Genomic DNA, 16,820 nt, shown 5'->3' with positions numbered 1-16,820 from the left:
AGCTCCGCGATCTGCTGCAACGTGGCACCGATGTCCGACGTACGCGTCGTCGTCATCGACTGCACCGACACCGGGGCCCCGCCCCCGACCGCCACCGGCCCGACATGGATCTGCCGCGACACGCGTCGCTCCGCGATCGGACGGGCCGGTACCTCGGGGACGCCCAAGGAAACGGCGGTCATGGCTTCACCCGTCGTTTCCGGGGTTCTGGGCGACCGTCTCACGCATGGCGCGCAGGGACTCCTTGAGGGAGCCCATGGTGGCCAGCACGGCGGTGGGCTCGTAGCCGCAGTGCGCCATGCAGTTGGCGCAGCGCGGGTCCTTGCCGCGGCCGTACTTGTCCCAGTCGGTCTTCTCGATCAGTTCCCGGTACGTCGGCACATACCCGTCGCTCATCAGATAGCAGGGCCGCTGCCAGCCGAACAGCGAGTAGTTCGGGATCGCCCAGGCCGTGCAGGGGAAGTCGACCTTGCCCTCGAGGAAGTCGAGGAACAGCGGCGAGTGGTTGAGCCGCCAGCGGCGCCGGTTGCCGCCCGCGAAGGCCTTCTTGAACAGCTCACGGGTCTGCTCCACGCCCAGGAAGTGCTCCTGGTCGGGCGCCTTCTCGTAGGCGTAGGCGGGCGAGATCATCATCTCGTCCACCTTCAGGTCGTCGTTGAGGAAGTTGAGCACCTCGATGACGGTCTGCGGGGTGTCGGTGTTGAAGAAGGTCGAGTTGGTGGTGACCCGGAAGCCGCGCCGCTTGGCCTCCTTGATGGCCTCCACGGCCTCGTCGAACACGCCCTCCTTGGCCACGGACTCGTCGTGCCGCTCACGGAGGCCGTCGATGTGCACCGCGAACGCGAAGTACGGCGACGGCGTGAAATCGTCCATCTTCTTGCGCAGCAGCATGGCGTTGGTGCAGAGGAAGACGTACTTCCTGCGCGCCACCAGCTGCCGCACGATCTCGTCGATCTGCGGGTGCATCAACGGCTCGCCCCCGGCGATCGACACCATGGGCGCACCCGACTCCAGTACCGCACCCACCGCCTGGGCCACCGGCATGCGCTGCTTCAGCACCCCCGCCGGGTGCTGGATCTTGCCACAACCCTCGCACTTCAGATTGCAGGCGAAGAGGGGTTCAAGCTCGACGATGAGCGGAAACTTGTCCCGCCTGCGCAACTTCTGTTCGAAGAGATACGTCGCCACCTTGATGGACTGGCGCAGCGGCATGGCCATCTGGCTCACCTCCTGGGGAGCAGCAAGGATCGGTGCCATTCGAAGAAAGCGGGAAGGATGGCACGCAGTACGCGGAAAGCTGATATTCCACCGCGCAAGGTGCCGATCCGGACGAGTTCATGTTCTGGAGCGTCCACGACCACCCGGACGGCCGCAACCGGACGCGGGCCCGTCCGCACAGCGCTGTGGAGCGTGGCCGCGGACTCCATGTCGACCGCGATCGCTCCGGTCGCGAACAGTTCCGACCGTTCCTGACCACGGACGACGTGGTCCGAGCCGGTGAGCGGTCCGGTGTGGACCATGCGCCCCGGGAGGCAGCGCGCAAGCTCCTTGACGAGCAGGTCGGAGCGGACACAGGCGGTGGTGCCGCGCGGGTTCCGGGCCTCCTCGGCGACGACCAGATCACCGGGGTGCATACCGGGGGCCAGCCCCGCACAGAACCCCGTGGCGAGGACGGCCGCCCCGGCGTGGGCCGGGTCGGCGAGCGCCCGGAGGACCGAGCGTTCCGCCGCCCGGGGCCCCATACCCGTACGGAGCAGTGTGACGGGCCCGTCGGCGCCTGTGCGGTCACCGCTGCACAGGGCGAGGTGCTCGATGCCGAGCGCGCAGGCGATCAGCAGCGGGGCCGAGTCGGGCTTCCGGCTCATCAGCTCGCCTTGGCCCCGGCGAACGGCTCGCCGTGGATGTAGCGGCCGAGCGCGGTGAGCGGGAAGACCTGCCGGTAGAGGTGGTAGTTGATGGAGAAGTCCCAGGGGAAGCCGGTGCCGGTGAAGTACGGCTCGTCCCAGGAGCCGTCCTCGTTCTGGGTCCGGGCGAGGAACTCGATGCCGTGCTCCGCCGCCTTGCCCTCCCCCTCCCCCGCGGCCAGCAGCGCGAGCAGCGCCCATGCCGTCTGCGAGGCGGTGGAGGTGCCCCGGCCGCTCCACTCCCGGGCGTCGCGATAGGAGCGCAGGTCCTCACCCCAGCCGCCGTCGTCGTTCTGCACGCGCTCCAGCCAGGAGACGGCCCTGCGGATCGCCGGGTGCGCGACGGGGATGCCGGCGGCCACCAGCGCGGGCACCACCGAGCCCGTGCCGTAGACGTAGTTGACGCCCCAGCGCCCGAACCACGAGCCGTCCGGCTCCTGTTCGGCCAGCAGCCACTCGATGCCACGACGGGTGCGCGGGTCGTGGGAGAGCCCCTCGACCGCGAGCATCTCCACGACGTGCGCGGTGACGTCGGCCGAGGGCGGGTCGATCACCTCCCCGAAGTCGCAGAACGGCAGCCGGTTGGGGAACGGGCTGGTGTTGTCGACGTCGAAGGCGCCCCATGCGCCGTTCCTGGACTGCATGCCGAGGTTCCAGCGCACCCCGCGCTCGATGGCCTTCTCGACGCGCTCCCGGTCGGGGTGGCTGATCCGGCGCAGTGCGAGCACGACCTCGGCGGTGTCGTCGATGTCCGGGTAGTTGTCGTTGTGGAACTCGAACGCCCAGCCGCCCGGCGTGAGTTCGGGGCGCCGTACCGACCAGTCGCCCGGCCGGACGATCTGCTCGCCGAGCATCCAGTCCGCGGCCCTGACCAGTTGCGGATGGTCGGCGGGCAGGCCGGCGTCGGCGAGCGCGATGGCCGCGAGGCAGGTGTCCCACACCGGGGACTGGCACGCCTCGATCATCCGGGCGCCGTCCTCGCGCCATACGGCGAAACGGTCCAGTGAGGCGATGCCCTCGCGCATCACGGGGTGCTGGAGGTCGTAGCCGAGCAGATGCAGCGCGATGACCGAATACACCGCGGGCGGCTGGATCCCGCCCCAGCAGCCGTCGTTCTCCTGCCGCTCGATGATCCAGCGGGCCGCGGAGTTCATCGCGGCCCTGCGCAGCCGGCGCGGGGCGACCTTGCGGAACTGGTGCAGCGCCTTGTCGAGCCGCTGGAACACGCCGTCCCAACTGGCCACCGGGGCGAGGTCCTTGGCCGGGTTGGGGTCGTTCGGGTCGGTGTGCAGTTCGTCCAGCGGGAACGGCGCGGGGCGCACCGGGCGTTTCGCGGAGACGATGGTGAGCGGCACGATCGTCTGCCGGGCCCAGCACCCGAAGTCGTAGATGTTGAGCGGCGCCCACTTGGGGAAGTAGATGAGTTCCGGCGGCAGTTCGGGCAGGTCCTCCCATTTCCACCAGCCGAAGAGGGCGAGCCAGATCCGGGTGAAGACGCGGGAGGCGGCGATGCCGCCCTGGTCGCGGATCCAGGCGGCGGCCTTCGCCATGTGGGGGGCGTCCGGCGCGTCTCCGGCCAGGCGCAGGGCGACGTACGCCTCGATGGTGGTGGACAGCTCACCGGGTCCGCCGTAGAAGGTGGCCCAGGTGCCGTCCTCGCGCTGCTCGCCGCGGATGAACAGGGCTGCGGCCCAGGTCGTCTTCTCGTCGGAGATGCCCAGGAACTGACGGAGCAGCAGGTCCTCGGCGTCCATCGTGACGTTCGTCTCGAGATCGCCCTTCCACCAGCCCTCGGCGTCCTGCCTGGCGAGCAGGAAGTCCGTCGCGCGCCGCAGGGCGCGCTCGGCGGCGTCTCGAGTGCCGACCGTCCCGGCCGCCTCCGGGAGCGGTACGTCGGTTTCGCTGGCCGAGGCAGCGCGGGGCGGCAGGGCTCCGGTGCTTCCGTCGGTCGTCGCTGTCATGGCTTCCCCTTCGTGCAGTCGTGCGAGTCGTGCTGCTGTGGGTCCGCCGTCGGCCGGTGGGCGTCGCGATGGGGGCCCGTCCGCTCATGGGATCCCCCGCTCGGGCGAGGTCGAGAGTGGGCGAGGCACCGGCCGGCGACTACGCGAGGTGTATTCGACCGATACTGATCATCTCTTTCGTACGACGACGAAGTCGGCGAGCGCCGTGAACTGCGAGCGCACCTCCTGGGGCATCCGCACCGAGGCCAGCGCCTCCACGGCGATCGTGTGCTGGCGGCGCGCCTCCTGGGCGGTCCACTCGCGGCCGCCCGCCTCCTCGATGAGCGCGGCGCGCGCGGCGAACTCCTCCTCGGAGAAGTTCTCGAAGTCGCTGCTCTTGGCGTCCTCCGCGAGCAGCCGGCCGAGCCGCTCGGAGGCGGGTCCGCCGGCCGCCAGTGCGGCCACGACCGGCAGGGACTTCTTGCGCTGACGCAGATCGCTCCAGGTCTGCTTGCCCGTTGACTCCGGGTCGCCCCAGATGCCGAGGAGGTCGTCGACGGCCTGGAAGGCGAGACCGAGGTGGTAGCCGTACTTCTCCAGGGTGTCGGCCATCGCGTCGTCGGCGCCGCCGAGCACCGCTCCGATGGAGGAGGCGCAGGCGAGCAGTGCGCCGGTCTTGTTGCCCTCCATCTCCAGGCACTCCGGGACGCTGACGCGGTCGCGGTGCTCGTAGGAGATGTCCTGGGCCTGACCGTCGATCAGGGCCCGGGTGGCGGTGGTCAGACGCCGGGCGGCGCGCCCGGCCTCCGTGGTGCCCAGCTCCAGCAGCACCTCGTTGGCCAGGGCGAACAGCGCGTCGCCGACGAGGATGGCCTGCGCGGGGCCGTGCACCTTCCACACGGTGTCGCGGTGGCGGCGCTGTTCGTCGCCGTCCATCAGGTCGTCGTGCAGCAGGGAGAAGTTGTGCACCAGCTCCACCGCGACCGCGCCGGGCACGCCCACCTCGGGGTCCCGGCCCGCGGCCTGCGCGGAAAGCAGGGCCAGTGCGGGACGCACGGCCTTGCCGCCGTCGCCGTCCGCGGGGTTGCCCTCGGCGTCGATCCAGCCGAAGTGGTAGGCGGCGACGGTGTCCATGGGCGGTGCCAGGCGGTCCACTGCCTCCCGCAGCACCGGGGTGGCCAGGGTCCGGCCGCGCTCCAGGAGCGCGGACACGTCCACCGCGGTCTCTCGAGCGGCCGTCTCGGCCGGGGGCACAGTGGGCACAGTCTCTCCTCTTGTTGCGATACCGGAAGTGCGGGAACCGGTTCCGTGCGTGGGGACGCTCATGGTCATGCCGCCTCCTCGAAGAGGTCGGGGAGGTGGGCGCCGGACCGGCCCAGGGCGACCAGCGCGGCGCCCGCCGCGCTGACACCGCTGCGGACCGCACTCTCCATGGTCGCGGGCCACCCGGTGGCGGTCCACGCTCCGGCCAGGTAGAGGCCGGGGGCCTTGGTGCGGGCGCCGGGCCGCAGCCGCCCGACGCCGGGGCAGGGGGCGAACGTCGCCGTGCGCTCCCGGGTCACGAAGAAGTCCTTCACCTCGGCGCCTCGGGCGGCGGGCAACAGCCGCTCGAGTTCCGGGAGATAGCGTTCGCGCAGCACCGACACGGGCTCGTCGATCTCGTCCTGGGCGGCCGACTGGGACAGCGCGAGGTACTGGCCCTCGCGCAGCCCGGAGGCCTCGGTGCGGTCGAAGACCCACTGCACCGGGGAGCCGAGCGCCGCGAAGAACGGGCACCCGAGCACCTTGCGGTCGTAGACGACGTGGACGTTGAGGATCGGCGCCGTGCCGATCTCCAGCAGCCGCTCGGGGGCGTCGAGGGCTCCGGCGGGCAGCAGATCGTGCGCCTCGCCCTGCGGCACCGCGAGGACCACCGCGTCGGTTTCGATGTGCTCGCCGGGAACCTGAACGCTCCAGCCGCCGTTTTCGTTGGGGGAGATGGAGGTGACGCGTGTACGGACCTCGGTACGGACGCCCACGGAGTCGAGCGCCTTGCGGGCCAGCCGGTCGTGCAGTTCGCCCAGCGGGACGCGCGCCCAGCCGATGTCGGCCGCGCCCGGGTCGGACAGCAGACCCGTCCTGAACACCATCGCGGCAAGCCCGAGCGAGGCATCGCCGGCCACCGCGTTGAGGGTGGCGACCCCGACCAGGTCCCACAGAGCCTCGACGGCACGCGCCGACTGGCCGTGCGCGGCCAGCCAGCTGCCGAAGTCCTGCGCATCGAGCGCGGGATCCGCGAGGTCCAGTGCTCGGAGCGCCAGTGCGGCACGCCCGACTCTGGCGCGCTCGGCGAGCGAGAGATGGGGGTAGGTGGCGAGGCTGCGCCCGAGATGCAGGGGTACGGGCAGCGCGTCGCGCCGTAGTCTGCCGAGCCGTCGTCCCGGGGTGCCGTTCGCGTCGAGAACGGGCACGTCGAGACGATCCTGCAGGGGTGCCAGCGCGGAGGCGTCGATGCGGTCCAGGAACCAGCGGTAGGCGGTGCAGCAGCGCAGATAGACGTGCTGGCCGTTGTCGACGGTCAGCTCGCCCCGGTGGAACGAGAAGGCGAGACCGCCCAGCCGCGGCCGTCCCTCCAGCAGGGTGACCCGCACACCGGCGTCCGCGAGCGCCAGCGCGGCCGTGATCCCGGCGAGTCCCCCGCCGACCACCACGGCGGACGCCCCGGAGGCGGACGGCGTCCCGTGATGGGCCGGGATGTCCGCGGGCGGGCCCTCCGGGTGTGTGCCGTCGCTCATCGTCGTTCCTCCCCTGCCGGGCCGCCATGCTGCTTGAACGATGCACGGCGGACCGTCGCAGTCAGGGACGCCGCGCCGCGCCGGAGGGTTGCCTGCCGCTTTTCGCCGGTGGCCACACGGCGCAGGGAACCGCCTGAACCGCCCATCAGCCGCGCCTCCTGACCATGCGCCGGGAGACGTTCCGGGCGTCGAGACCGGAGAGGCCGCGCACGGCGACGTAGGCCTTCTCCCGTCCCGGCAGCGAGACCCGGCCGCGCAGCACGGCCTCGGGCTCGCGCTCGATGCGGTCGAGTAGCCGGCGGTAGATGCCGGCCATGGCGGCGACGCAGGCGCCGCTGCGGCGGTCGAGCATGGGCAGCAGCCGGTAGCCCTCGGCGAAAAGGGCGCGGGCCCGGCGCACTTCGAAGTGCACCAGGCCGGCGAAGTCGGAGCCCTCGGGCGGGGTCGGCCCGGCGAAGCCGACCGAGCAGCCGAACTTGGCGAGGTCGTCGGCGGGCAGGTAGACGCGTCCCCCCGCGGCGTCCTCACGGACGTCCCGGAGGATGTTGGTGAGTTGCAGCGCAAGCCCGAGCGTGTCGGCGTACTCCGGCGCGCGCTCCGCGCCGCGCGCCCCTGGTTCCGTGCCGAACACGCCGAGCGAGAGGCGTCCGATGGCTCCGGCCACGCAGCGGCAGTAGGCCTTCAGATCGTCCCAGGTCTCGTAGGTCTCGCCGCGTACGTCCATGAGCACGCCGTCGATGAGTTCGTCGAGACCGCCGAGCGGGATGGGGAAGTGGGCGGCGGCGTGGGTGAGGGCGACGGCGACCGGGTCCGTGTCGTCCTCGGCCACCCGTCCGTCCCGGATGCGGTCGAGCAGCGCCCGGGTCTCCTCCAGCCGTGCGGTCTTGACGTCGGCCGCCAGCGCGCCGTCACCGATGTCGTCGACCCGCCGGGAGAACGCGTAGAGCGCCGACATCGCGCGGCGCTTGGGCGTCGGCAGGAGCCTGATGCCGTAGGCGAAGTTCCGGGCCTGCTGTCCGGTCACGGCCTCGCAGTAGCCGTACGCGGCGAGTACCGGCGGGGACACATGCTGTTCCGGCTCCACGGTCCGGATCACCCCTCTCCTCGCAGAGTCACGCCCACCTCGCGCAGCAACCGGAGCTTGCCGGGCTTGGGCGGGCCGGAAAGTACGTCGTAATCCGCGGCGGCGATCGCGCCGATCGCCGCCCTTCCTCCCGCCACGAAGCCCGCGAGCAGCAGCCTGAGCCTGCCGTGGACGCTACCCACGAGGGGGGCGCCTTCATTCAGGAGACCGCGGGCGCGTTCCGCTTCGTACGCAACCAGTGCACGCACCGACGCGCCCGTTGCGCTCATGGCGAGATCCGTCTCCTGAACATGAAACCGCTTCATGTCCTCTGCGGGCAGATAGATCCGGTCACGGCCGAGGTCCTCGGCGACGTCCTGGAGGTGCTCGACGATCTGCAGAGCCGTGCAGATCGCGTCGGAACGACGGACGCGCTCGGGGGTGGAGACACCCGTGACGGCCAGAACGAGCCGGCCGACCGGGTTGGCGGACAGTTCGCAGTAGGCGAGGAGGTCGTCGTACGTCTCGTACCGTCCGACGAGCTGGTCCTGGCGGTTGGCGGCGATCAGGGCGAGGAACGGCTCGGGGGTGAGTCCGGCGCGCCGGACCGTGGGCTGGAGGCGGCGCAGAAGGGGATGGCGCGGTGTCGAGCCGAAGACCCGGTGCAGATCCGCCTCGAAGGCGTCAAGGAGGACGAGCCGGTCTTCGGCCTCCTCGGGCGACACGCCGAGGAAACGGGCGTCGGCGCCACCGGGGGCGAGGTCGCCGTCGCCGATGTCGTCGACGAGACGGGCGAAGCCGTAGACGGCCATCAGATCGGCACGCCAGGCCCGGGGCAGAAAGAACGGCGCCACGGGGAAGTTCTCGCCCACGGCCTTGTCGAGGGTGGCACGCTCCGGGTCGCCGGTGCGCGTCGTCCCGGCTTCGGTCACCGCTCGCCGCCCGGCGCGGAGACGGCACATGCCTCGCGGAGCTGGAGACTTTCCGTAGCCATTGCCGTCACATCTCCCGTTCTACACTGCCGACCCATTACATCCTATTTCGGACACGCCGCCCGGCCGTCCACACAGCGCGGCAGGTAGGGGGTGTAGGGCATTATCGCCCCAGTTGCCGCGAATCAGCACCAGTACAGCTTACGTTGTACAACTAACGGAGCTTCGGCGGGGTGTCCCGCAGATCACAACAACACACCGATTGGCGTCAAGATTCCCAAGACCAGGGAGAGTTGGCGTCTCCTTTGCACACACGAGGCCCGGCCGGAAAGCTCCGGCCGGGCCCTCGGTCATGCGGGGCTACTTGCCCGTGAACTTCTCGTACTCCTTGAGTACCTCTTCGGTCGGGCCGTCCATCCGCAGCTCACCGCGCTCCAGCCACAGGACGCGGTCACAGGTGTCACGGATCGACTTGTTGTTGTGACTGACCAGAAACACCGTTCCCGCTTCCTTGCGCAGCTCCCGGATGCGTTCCTCGGAGCGCTGCTGGAACTTGCGGTCACCGGTGGCCAGGGCCTCGTCGATCATGAGGACGTCGTGGTCCTTGGCGGCCGCGATGGAGAAGCGCAGCCGCGCCGCCATACCGGAGGAGTAGGTGCGCATGGGCAGTGTGATGAAGTCGCCCTTCTCGTTGATGCCGGAGAAGTCGACGATCTCCTGGTAGCGGGCCTTGATCTGCTCCCGGGACATGCCCATCGCCAGACCGCCCAGGATGACGTTCCGCTCGCCCGTCAGGTCGTTCATGAGGGCTGCGTTCACACCGAGCAGCGAGGGCTGGCCGTCGGTGTAGACCTTGCCCCGCTCGGCGGGCAGCAGTCCGGCGATGGCGCGCAGCAGCGTGGACTTGCCGGAGCCGTTGGACCCGATCAGTCCGATCGCCTCACCGCGGTAGGCGACGAAGGAGACACCCCGGACGGCGTGCACCTTGCGCACCCCGCGCGCGGCGTCGTCGGAGCCTCGCTTGATGATGCGGCTGAGAGCGGCGGTCGCGCTGCCCTTGCCGGTCTTGGCGCCGTTGACCCGGTAGACGATGTGCAGCTCGTCCGCGATGACGGTGGGGATCCTGGCCCCCGAGTTCTGCTCAGCCACGGCCGTACCGCTCCTCCGCCTTCCAGAAGTACACGAACCCGCCCACGAAGACGACCACGGCCCAGAACAGCGCGATGGCCCAGACGTGCGGCGGGAGCTTGTCGGCACCGTAGTCCTTGATGAGCGCGAAGCGCATCAGGTCCATGTAGACGGCGGCCGGGTTCACCTGCAACGCGCGGATCACCCATTCGGGGCGGCCGGCGAGCATGGTGTGAAGGGAGAACATGACGCCGGAGGCGTACATCCAGGTGCGCAGGATGAACGGCATCAGCTGGGCGAGGTCCGGGGTCTTCGCGCCCATCCTCGCCACGATCAGTGCGAGGCCCGTGTTGAAGAGGAACTGCAGCACCAGAGCCGGGACGATCAGCAGCCAGGACAGGCTCGGGTAGCTCCCGAAGCCCACGGCCACGGCGAACAGCACGACCATCGAGAAGAGCAGCTGCTGGAGCTGCTGCAGCGCGAACGAGACGGGCAGCGAGGCCCGCGGGAAGTGCAGGGCGCGCACCAGGCCCAGATTCCCGGAGATCGCCCGGACACCGGCCATGATCGAACTCTGGGTGAAGGTGAAGACGAACACACCGGTCACCAGGAAGGGGATGTACGTGCCGTGCGACATGCCTCGGCTGGCCTTGAGGATCAGCCCGAAGATCAGGTAGTACACGAACGCGTTCAGCAGCGGCGTGGCGACCTGCCACAGCTGCCCGAGCTTGGCCTCGCTGTACTGGGCGGTGAGCTTCGCCTGCGAGAAGGCGAGGATGAAGTGACGCCGCCCCCACAGCTGGCGGACGTACTCGGCGAGTCCGGGCCGGGCACCGCTCACCGAGAGTCCGTGCTTGGCGGCCAGCTCGGCCGCGGTCAGACCGTCGTCGGGCGACGGTCGGTCGCTCACCGCGACACCGCCGTCATGCGTTTTCTCACTCACAGGTTGGCAAACTCTCCGTTTTTCGAAACACGCGGCCTACCGCGCACGGGTGGGAGCCGGGACATGGGTCCCACCCGGTGTCTTCCGACTATCGAGCTTGTCAGATCACCGGAGGCCGGCCCAGTCGGGTCAGCCGCCACACCGTACGCCACTTCATGGGCCGACGGGGACCGCAAGGTGCCGTCCAGCCCTCCTTGAAGCCGCCGAACCACGCCCTCAGGGCGGCCCGCGAGGGGCGGCGCAGCAGCGTCAGCAGCATCCACACGCCCAGATAGACCGGGACGAGAACGGCGGGTAGGTTGCGGCGGGCCAGCCAGACCCGGTTCCGGGCGACCATCCGGTGGTACACCGCGTGCCGGGAGGGCGCGGTCGTGGGGTGGTTCAGGACCATGTCCGACCGGTAGTCGATCAGCCAGCCCGCGTCCAGGGCCCGCCACGCCAGATCGGTCTCCTCGTGGGCGTAGAAGAACTCGTCCGGCAGTACGCCGACCTCCTCGAAGACCTTCGTGCGGACGGCGTTGGCGCCGCCCAGGAAGGTGGTCACCCGGGAGGAGCGCATCGGGTCCGAGGCGCGCAGACGCGGCACGTGGCGGCGCTGGGTCTCGCCGGTGTCGGGGTCGGCGATACGGAAGCTGATGATGCCGAGTTCCGGGTCCGCGGCGAAGGCCTGACGGCACAGCTCCGCGGTGTCGTTGCGGGCGAGCAGGCCGTCGTCGTCCAGGAAGAGCAGGACGTCCACCCGGCTGCCGCCGGGCCCGAACGCCTCGATGCCGACGTTGCGGCCGCCGGGGATGCCGAGGTTCTCGGGCAGCTCGACGGTGCGGACGCCGTCGGGGACGTCCGGGACGGGGGAGCCGTTGCCGACCACGACGACCTCGACGGGCGCGCCGTCCTGTTTGGCGACCGAGTCGAGGAGGGCGCGCAGCTCGGCGGGGCGGTTGCCCATCGTGATGACGACCGCCCCGACCGTTATGCCGCCGCTCACTTCAGCCTGCTGGAGGCGAGGATGGACACGAGGTGCAGCAGGGTCTGCAGAAGCGCGATCCCGGCCAGCACGGCGACGCCGAGCCGCTCGAAGAACAGGTCGCCGCGCGCCGCGTCCACGATCGCCAGGGCCAGGATCAGCAGGGATGCCTCGATCCCGAGGACGAGGCGGTGGAACTTCAGCGCGGAGGCCGCCCTGCGGGCCAGCGCCAGACCGGACGAGCGCGGCTCGGCGGCCGCCTCCTTGACCGGCGGCAGCCCGCCCTGGTGCCGGGCCACACCGACGAGGTCGGTCTCGGCCTTGATCAGGACGGCGCCGAGGGCGGCGAGGGTGCCGAGGAAGGCCCACAGCCAGTCGATCCGCCCGGAACCCCACGGATCGGCGGCGCGCAGGCCGAAGCCGACGAGCACCGCCGCGTCGCACAGGTACGCGCCGACCCGGTCCAGGTACACCCCGCCGAGCGAGAACTGCTTCTTCCAGCGGGCCATCTCGCCGTCGACGCAGTCCAGGAGCAGGTAGAGCTGGACCATGACCACGCCGAGCACGGCGCCCGCGATGCCCGGCACCAGCAGGGCCGGGGCGGCGAGGACGCCGAAGACGGTCATCAGGTAGGTCAGCTGGTTGGGCGTGACCCTGGTGTTCACCAGGTAACGGTCGACCCGCAGCGAGACCTCGCGCATGTAGAGGCGTCCCGCCCAGTGCTCACCGCTGCGCCGGTCCTTCACCCCCGCCGGGTGGACGACAGGGCGGAGTTCAGCTACCGATGGCCTTGACATAGTCGGCGTACGTGTCCTTGATCTGGTCGGTCTTCAGGTCGAGGTGTTCGAGAATCGTGTAGCGGCCGGGCCGGGTCTGCGGGGCGTACTCCACGACCCGGACGAACTCGTCCACCGTGAAGCCGATCTCCTCCGGCAGTACGGGCAGCCCGTGCCGGCGCAGCACCCGGGCCATGTACGCCGACTCCTCGTGCGCCCCGCGCAGATACATCGCGAAGGCCGCACCCAGCCCGCACTGCTCGCCGTGAGCCGCCGCGCGCCGGGGGAACAACAGGTCGAACGCGTGGTTGATCTCGTGACACGCGCCGGAGGACGGGCGGGAGTCGCCCGACACCGACATGGCGATCCCGCTGAGGACCAGGGCCTCGGCCAGCACCTGGAGGAAGTCGTTGTCGCCGATGCCGCCGGGGTGGCGCAGCACCGCCTCGCCGGCCTGCCGGGCCATGGCCGCGGCCAGCCCGTCGATCTTCTCGCCGTTGGCGCGGTTGGCCAGCTCCCAGTCCGCGATGGCGGAGATGTTCGACACGGCGTCGCCGATGCCCGCGCGCACGAAGCGCACCGGGGCCTCTCGGATGACGTCGAGGTCGATGACGACCGCGATCGGGTTCGGCACGCCGTAGGAGCCCCGGCCGGCGTCGTTGTCGAGGGTGGCGACGGGCGAGCACAGGCCGTCGTGGGCGAGGTTCGTGGGCACGGCGACCAGCGGCAGGCCGACGCGCGCCGCGGCGAACTTGGCACAGTCGATGATCTTGCCGCCGCCCAGGCCCACGAGCGCGTCGTAGTGGCCCGCCTTCATGGCCCCGGCCAGCCGGACCGCGTCGTCGAGGGTGCCGCCGCCGACCTCGTACCAGGTGGCGCCGGGCAGGCTGGGCGCGAGCCGCTCGCGCAGCCGGGCGCCCGAACCGTCGCTGACGGCGACGGCCAGCTTTCCCGAGTGCGAGATGCGCTCGTCCGCGAGCACGCTTGCCAGGTCGTCGAGGGCACCCGGGCGGATGTCGACGACGACCGGCGAGGGGATGAGCCTCGTCAGTAGCGGCACGCGATCTCCCGCCCTCGGGCCAGGTCGTCGTGGTTGTCGATCTCGACCCACGGAACGTCGCCGATCGGAGCCACGTCGATCTTGAAGCCGCGGTTGACGAGCTCCTGGTAACCGTGCTCGTAGAACTGCTGCGGGTCGGTCTCCCACACCGTCTTCAGCGCGTCGGCCAGCTCCGCGGCCGCCTCGCCCTCGATGAGGGTGACACCGATGTACTCGCCGGTCGCCTCGGACGGCTCCATCAGCTTGGTGATCTTACGGACGCCCTTCTCGGGGTCCACGACGACCTTCATCTCCTCGTCGGCGAGATTCTTCACCGTGTCGAGGGCGAGAATGATCCTCTTGCCGTCGCCACGCGCGGCGAGCAGCGTCTTCTCGACGGAGACCGGGTGCACGGTGTCGCCGTTGGCGAGGATCACGCCGTCCTTGAGGGCGTCACGGCCGCACCACAGGGAGTAGGCGTTGTTCCACTCCTCGGCCTTGTCGTTGTCGATGAGCGTCAGCTTCAGGCCGTACTTCGCCTCCAGGGCCGCCTTGCGCTCGTACACGGCCTCCTTGCGGTAGCCCACGATGATCGCGGCCTCGGTCAGGCCCACCTCGGCGAAGTTGCCCAGAGTCAGGTCCAGGACGGTGGGGCCGTCCGGCTCACCCGCGGGCCCCACCGGCACCAGAGCCTTGGGCAGGGTGTCGGTGTAGGGGCGCAGACGCCGTCCGGCGCCGGCCGCCAGCACGAGGCCGATCATGCGGGTTCTCCTTCATCGTGTACGGCGGATGCGCCGCTCTGGTGAGCGGTCACCCAGAAACGGATGCTCTCGACGAGCACCACCGCGGCCACATACCCGGCGAGGGCCGTGAGCGCGATCTTGAACTGTGACGCGGTGAGCAGCGCGGCCAGGACGGTGACGAGCAGCGTCCGGCCTTCGTGCCCCCCGACCGCGCGCACCAGCCGGTGCGGCGGCGCGCCGGCGTCGCCGCGGATGCGGTACACCGTGTCGTAGTGATGGTAGGCGACGGCCGCCACCAGCCCGAAAGCCGCCGGAAGCACTCCGTTCACTCCGGATTTGGCCGCGAGCACCAGGACGGTGCCGTATTCGGCGGCCCGGAAGACGGGCGGGACGAGCCAGTCGAGGGCGCCCTTGAGGGGGCGCGCGACGGCTATGGCGGATGTCACGGTGTAGAGGAGGGCGCAGAGCACGGTCTGCCAGGCGGCGCCCCACAGCAGGGCCGAGCCCACGACGAGGACGCCGCCCGCGAGGGCGATGACGGCGGCCGGGCCGCGCAAGGCGCCACGGGCCGCACGCAGGACCAGCTCGGCCAGGGGTCCGGTGTCCGCGAGGTCGGCCAGGGCTTTGGCCGCGCGGTCGGTGCGCCGGGCCTTGCGCGTCAGCGAGCGCAGGACACGGCCCGCCGTGGTGTACGTCGCCGCGAAGGCACAGCCGATGAGCAGGGCGACGAAGGTGATCCGGGGAGTGGTGGCCGCCGTCAGGACGGCGATCAGCGCCCAGCGTTCCCCGATGGGCAGGACGATCATCCGGCGCACCCAGACCGTCCAGCCGACGCTGTCGAGACGGTCCGAGAGGGCGGCCGTGGGGCTGGTGTTGGCGGTCGCGTCGTGGTTGGCCTCGTTGAAGGCGAAGTCGACGACGTGCCGGCTGGTCTGAAGGATCATGGCGCCCAGGGCGAGCGCCCAGACGTCGTCGCCGCCGCGGGCCGCGCCGAGGGCGAGACCCGCGTAGTAGGCGTATTCCTTGGCGCGGTCGAAGGTGGCGTCGAGCCAGGCGCCGAGCGTGGAGTACTGCAGCGAGTAGCGGGCGAGCTGGCCGTCGGTGCAGTCGAGGACGAAGGAGAAGATGAGCAGGACGCCCGCGGCGATGAAGCCGCCGCGGGTGCCGGTGGCCGCGCAGCCCGCCGCGATCAGGGCGGTCAGCAGCGAGGCGGTGGTGACCTGGTTGGGGGTCAGGCCCCGGCGGGCGCACCAGCGGGCGAGGTAGCGCGAGTACGGGCTGATGAAGTGCGTGGTGAAGAAGCCGTCGCGGGCCTTGACGGCGCTGCGCAGGCGTACGGCCTCGTCGTCGACGGCCGAGACCGCCTGGCGAGCCTCGTTGCGGGCCTGGGGGTCGGCGGGGACGGCGGCGACCAGCGTGCCGAGCTCGGGGCGGTGGACCGGGACGCCGTCGGCGTCGAGGGCCTCGGTGAGGCGCTCGGCGAGGTTGTCGGTGACGACCGGCGCGCCGCCGGTCGCCGCGGAGGTCTCGCGGGCCAGGGCCCGGGTGAGCGCCTGGCGGACGCTGGGCTGGGCGGTGACGGCGCCGGGTACGGCGGCGGCCGGGAAGCGGGGGTCGGTCAGGCCGAGCCGCAAGGCGTGCAGATGACCCACGAAGCGGCTGTCGACGATCGCGACGCGCTGATCCGCCGGCACGGCGGCGAGGAGCGTCTCGGCGTCACCGGTGTCGGTGGCGACCCGCACGTCGAAGCCGAGGGACCGCAGATCGCCCTCGAGTGACGATCCGGGGACCGGCTGTCCGGTGAGGATGGCGGTCGACAGACGAACTCACTCCCTGAGGCCCGACGCATACGGGCGTCGGTCGTGTGTGTGGTGTGGGACACCCGGGCAGGGGCCGGGCGGCGTGTCGGCAGAGGCTATCGGATGCCGGAAGGCCGGTGTTCACCGGCCGTTCATGGGCCGATCAACCCTGTCTGCATCTCCGCCGCCGCGATCATCATCGGGGATCGGAGGGGCACGCCACAAACCGCGGGCGCAGACCCGCTCGATCGCGACATCACGGTCACCTCGTGGGTCGCATCCACGGCCCGACGTCTCCGGAGCGACCTTCCGCATCCTTTCCTCACCGGGTCCTCGTTCACCGAGCGGGGCCACGCGCCTGCCCGAGAGCATTCCGCGGAGTCGGTGGCCCAGCCGATGCGCTACTACCAGGAGAACGTGGGCGGTCTCGCGACGCTGCTGGAGGCGGTCGCCGATCTCGCCGAGGCGCACCTCGCGGCGGTCCGGCGGCTGGCCGGCGGTGCGACGGGCGATCTGACCGTGAACGTCGGCCGTGGTGAGGGTGTCTCGGTGCGTGAGCTGGTCACGCTCATCGGTGAGGTGACCGGCGACACCACACCGCCCGTCGTCGAGGCGCGCCGTCGCGGGGCGTGCGGGCCGGGTATGCGGCGCGCGTCCGGGCGCCGGTCTTCGGGAGCGCCCGGCGGGGACGGTTCCCGCTGTGCGGCGCCGGGCACGATCAGGTATCCGGCCGCTTCCGGCGTCTGTTCCGTGAGGGCGTGGCGCCCCGTCCGGACCCGGCCGGTGCGGGACATGCGGGAAGTCGCGAAGTGCCG

At 71.0% G+C, this 16,820-nt stretch carries 17 protein-coding genes and 1 pseudogene; 2 read left to right on the top strand and 16 right to left on the bottom strand.

The features are described from left to right. From LZ604_RS25215 to LZ604_RS25145, 16 genes are all read right to left on the bottom strand, one after another. Positions 1-182 (bottom strand): flavodoxin-dependent (E)-4-hydroxy-3-methylbut-2-enyl-diphosphate synthase (locus LZ604_RS25215; protein WP_234517749.1); only part of this gene is annotated, 182 nt, incomplete at its 3' end. Positions 183-186: 4 nt separating this feature from the next. After that, positions 187-1,218 carry an adenosyl-hopene transferase HpnH gene (gene hpnH, locus LZ604_RS25210; RefSeq protein WP_234517748.1) on the bottom strand — a complete coding sequence of 344 codons (1,032 nt, stop codon included), beginning with the start codon at positions 1,216-1,218 and terminating at the stop codon, positions 187-189. Positions 1,219-1,223: 5 nt separating this feature from the next. Beyond that, entirely contained in the window at positions 1,224-1,865 is a 642-nt protein-coding gene (locus LZ604_RS25205; RefSeq protein WP_234517747.1) for a phosphorylase family protein, read from the bottom strand. Then, positions 1,865-3,865, bottom strand: a complete 2,001-nt coding sequence (gene shc / locus LZ604_RS25200; RefSeq protein ID WP_234517746.1) for a squalene--hopene cyclase — start codon at positions 3,863-3,865, stop codon at positions 1,865-1,867. Before shc ends, LZ604_RS25205 begins: the two co-directional genes overlap by 1 nt. A gap of 168 nt (positions 3,866-4,033) precedes the next feature. Continuing rightward, entirely contained in the window at positions 4,034-5,107 is a 1,074-nt protein-coding gene (locus LZ604_RS25195; RefSeq protein ID WP_234517745.1) for a polyprenyl synthetase family protein, read from the bottom strand. Positions 5,108-5,172: 65 nt separating this feature from the next. Beyond that, positions 5,173-6,618, bottom strand: coding sequence for a hydroxysqualene dehydroxylase HpnE (gene hpnE / locus LZ604_RS25190; RefSeq protein WP_234517744.1), 1,446 nt, complete (start codon positions 6,616-6,618; stop codon positions 5,173-5,175). Further along, positions 6,615-6,764, bottom strand: coding sequence for a DUF6380 family protein (locus tag LZ604_RS36360; protein ID WP_372482198.1), 150 nt, complete (start codon positions 6,762-6,764; stop codon positions 6,615-6,617). Before LZ604_RS36360 ends, hpnE begins: the two co-directional genes overlap by 4 nt. Further along, positions 6,764-7,714: a presqualene diphosphate synthase HpnD gene (gene hpnD / locus LZ604_RS25185; protein ID WP_234517743.1), complete on the bottom strand. Its 951-nt coding sequence runs from the start codon at positions 7,712-7,714 to the stop codon at positions 6,764-6,766. Before hpnD ends, LZ604_RS36360 begins: the two co-directional genes overlap by 1 nt. After that, positions 7,711-8,643: a squalene synthase HpnC gene (hpnC, locus tag LZ604_RS25180; protein WP_267971801.1), complete on the bottom strand. Its 933-nt coding sequence runs from the start codon at positions 8,641-8,643 to the stop codon at positions 7,711-7,713. Before hpnC ends, hpnD begins: the two co-directional genes overlap by 4 nt. A gap of 330 nt (positions 8,644-8,973) precedes the next feature. After that, the gene (locus LZ604_RS25175) at positions 8,974-9,762 is read right to left on the bottom strand and encodes an ABC transporter ATP-binding protein (RefSeq protein WP_234517741.1); all 789 of its coding nucleotides are present in this window, start codon (positions 9,760-9,762) and stop codon (positions 8,974-8,976) included. Further along, positions 9,755-10,684 (bottom strand): ABC transporter permease, encoded by a 930-nt coding sequence (locus LZ604_RS25170; protein WP_234517740.1) that lies wholly within the window; start codon positions 10,682-10,684, stop codon positions 9,755-9,757. The genes LZ604_RS25175 and LZ604_RS25170 overlap by 8 nt, the downstream gene beginning before the upstream one ends. 100 nt (positions 10,685-10,784) lie before the next feature. Next, on the bottom strand, positions 10,785-11,657 hold the full coding sequence (locus LZ604_RS25165) for a glycosyltransferase family 2 protein (protein WP_234517753.1): 873 nt from the start codon (positions 11,655-11,657) through the stop codon (positions 10,785-10,787). A gap of 8 nt (positions 11,658-11,665) precedes the next feature. Then, on the bottom strand, positions 11,666-12,445 hold the full coding sequence (locus LZ604_RS25160; RefSeq protein WP_234517739.1) for a CDP-alcohol phosphatidyltransferase family protein: 780 nt from the start codon (positions 12,443-12,445) through the stop codon (positions 11,666-11,668). Beyond that, positions 12,423-13,484 carry an iron-containing alcohol dehydrogenase family protein gene (locus tag LZ604_RS25155; RefSeq protein ID WP_234517738.1) on the bottom strand — a complete coding sequence of 354 codons (1,062 nt, stop codon included), beginning with the start codon at positions 13,482-13,484 and terminating at the stop codon, positions 12,423-12,425. Before LZ604_RS25155 ends, LZ604_RS25160 begins: the two co-directional genes overlap by 23 nt. Continuing rightward, complete coding sequence (locus tag LZ604_RS25150) at positions 13,472-14,224, bottom strand: phosphocholine cytidylyltransferase family protein (protein ID WP_234517737.1); 753 nt, start codon at positions 14,222-14,224, stop codon at positions 13,472-13,474. The genes LZ604_RS25155 and LZ604_RS25150 overlap by 13 nt, the downstream gene beginning before the upstream one ends. Continuing rightward, positions 14,221-15,858 (bottom strand): DUF5941 domain-containing protein, encoded by a 1,638-nt coding sequence (locus LZ604_RS25145; RefSeq protein WP_234517736.1) that lies wholly within the window; start codon positions 15,856-15,858, stop codon positions 14,221-14,223. Before LZ604_RS25145 ends, LZ604_RS25150 begins: the two co-directional genes overlap by 4 nt. On the opposite strand from LZ604_RS25145, the gene LZ604_RS35810 reads away from it, so the two are divergent. Beyond that, the gene (locus tag LZ604_RS35810; protein WP_267971800.1) at positions 15,850-15,984 is read left to right on the top strand and encodes a hypothetical protein; all 135 of its coding nucleotides are present in this window, start codon (positions 15,850-15,852) and stop codon (positions 15,982-15,984) included. The genes LZ604_RS25145 and LZ604_RS35810 overlap by 9 nt on opposite strands. Positions 15,985-16,452: 468 nt before the next feature. Next, positions 16,453-16,632 (top strand): annotated as a pseudogene (locus tag LZ604_RS36355) (UDP-glucose 4-epimerase GalE); the annotation flags it as partial. Between the last annotated feature and the right edge of the window lie 188 nt (positions 16,633-16,820).

The organism is Streptomyces glomeratus, assembly GCF_021462825.1.
GTDB classification, from domain to species: Bacteria; Actinomycetota; Actinomycetes; order Streptomycetales; family Streptomycetaceae; genus Streptomyces; species Streptomyces glomeratus.
The sequence above is the reverse complement of the archived record's forward strand: the minus strand, read 5'-3'. Positions and strand labels throughout refer to the sequence as shown.

Coding starts and splice junctions, on each gene's coding strand:
- hpnH (WP_234517748.1), bottom strand. CDS start 1,218: ATGGCCATGCCGCTGCGCCAGTCCATCAAGGTGGCGACGTATCTCTTC.
- LZ604_RS25205 (WP_234517747.1), bottom strand. CDS start 1,865: ATGAGCCGGAAGCCCGACTCGGCCCCGCTGCTGATCGCCTGCGCGCTC.
- shc (WP_234517746.1), bottom strand. CDS start 3,865: ATGACAGCGACGACCGACGGAAGCACCGGAGCCCTGCCGCCCCGCGCT.
- hpnE (WP_234517744.1), bottom strand. CDS start 6,618: ATGAGCGACGGCACACACCCGGAGGGCCCGCCCGCGGACATCCCGGCC.
- LZ604_RS36360 (WP_372482198.1), bottom strand. CDS start 6,764: ATGGGCGGTTCAGGCGGTTCCCTGCGCCGTGTGGCCACCGGCGAAAAG.
- hpnC (WP_267971801.1), bottom strand. CDS start 8,643: ATGTGCCGTCTCCGCGCCGGGCGGCGAGCGGTGACCGAAGCCGGGACG.
- LZ604_RS25160 (WP_234517739.1), bottom strand. CDS start 12,445: ATGTCAAGGCCATCGGTAGCTGAACTCCGCCCTGTCGTCCACCCGGCG.
- LZ604_RS25150 (WP_234517737.1), bottom strand. CDS start 14,224: ATGATCGGCCTCGTGCTGGCGGCCGGCGCCGGACGGCGTCTGCGCCCC.
- LZ604_RS35810 (WP_267971800.1), top strand. CDS start 15,850: ATGACCCACGAAGCGGCTGTCGACGATCGCGACGCGCTGATCCGCCGG.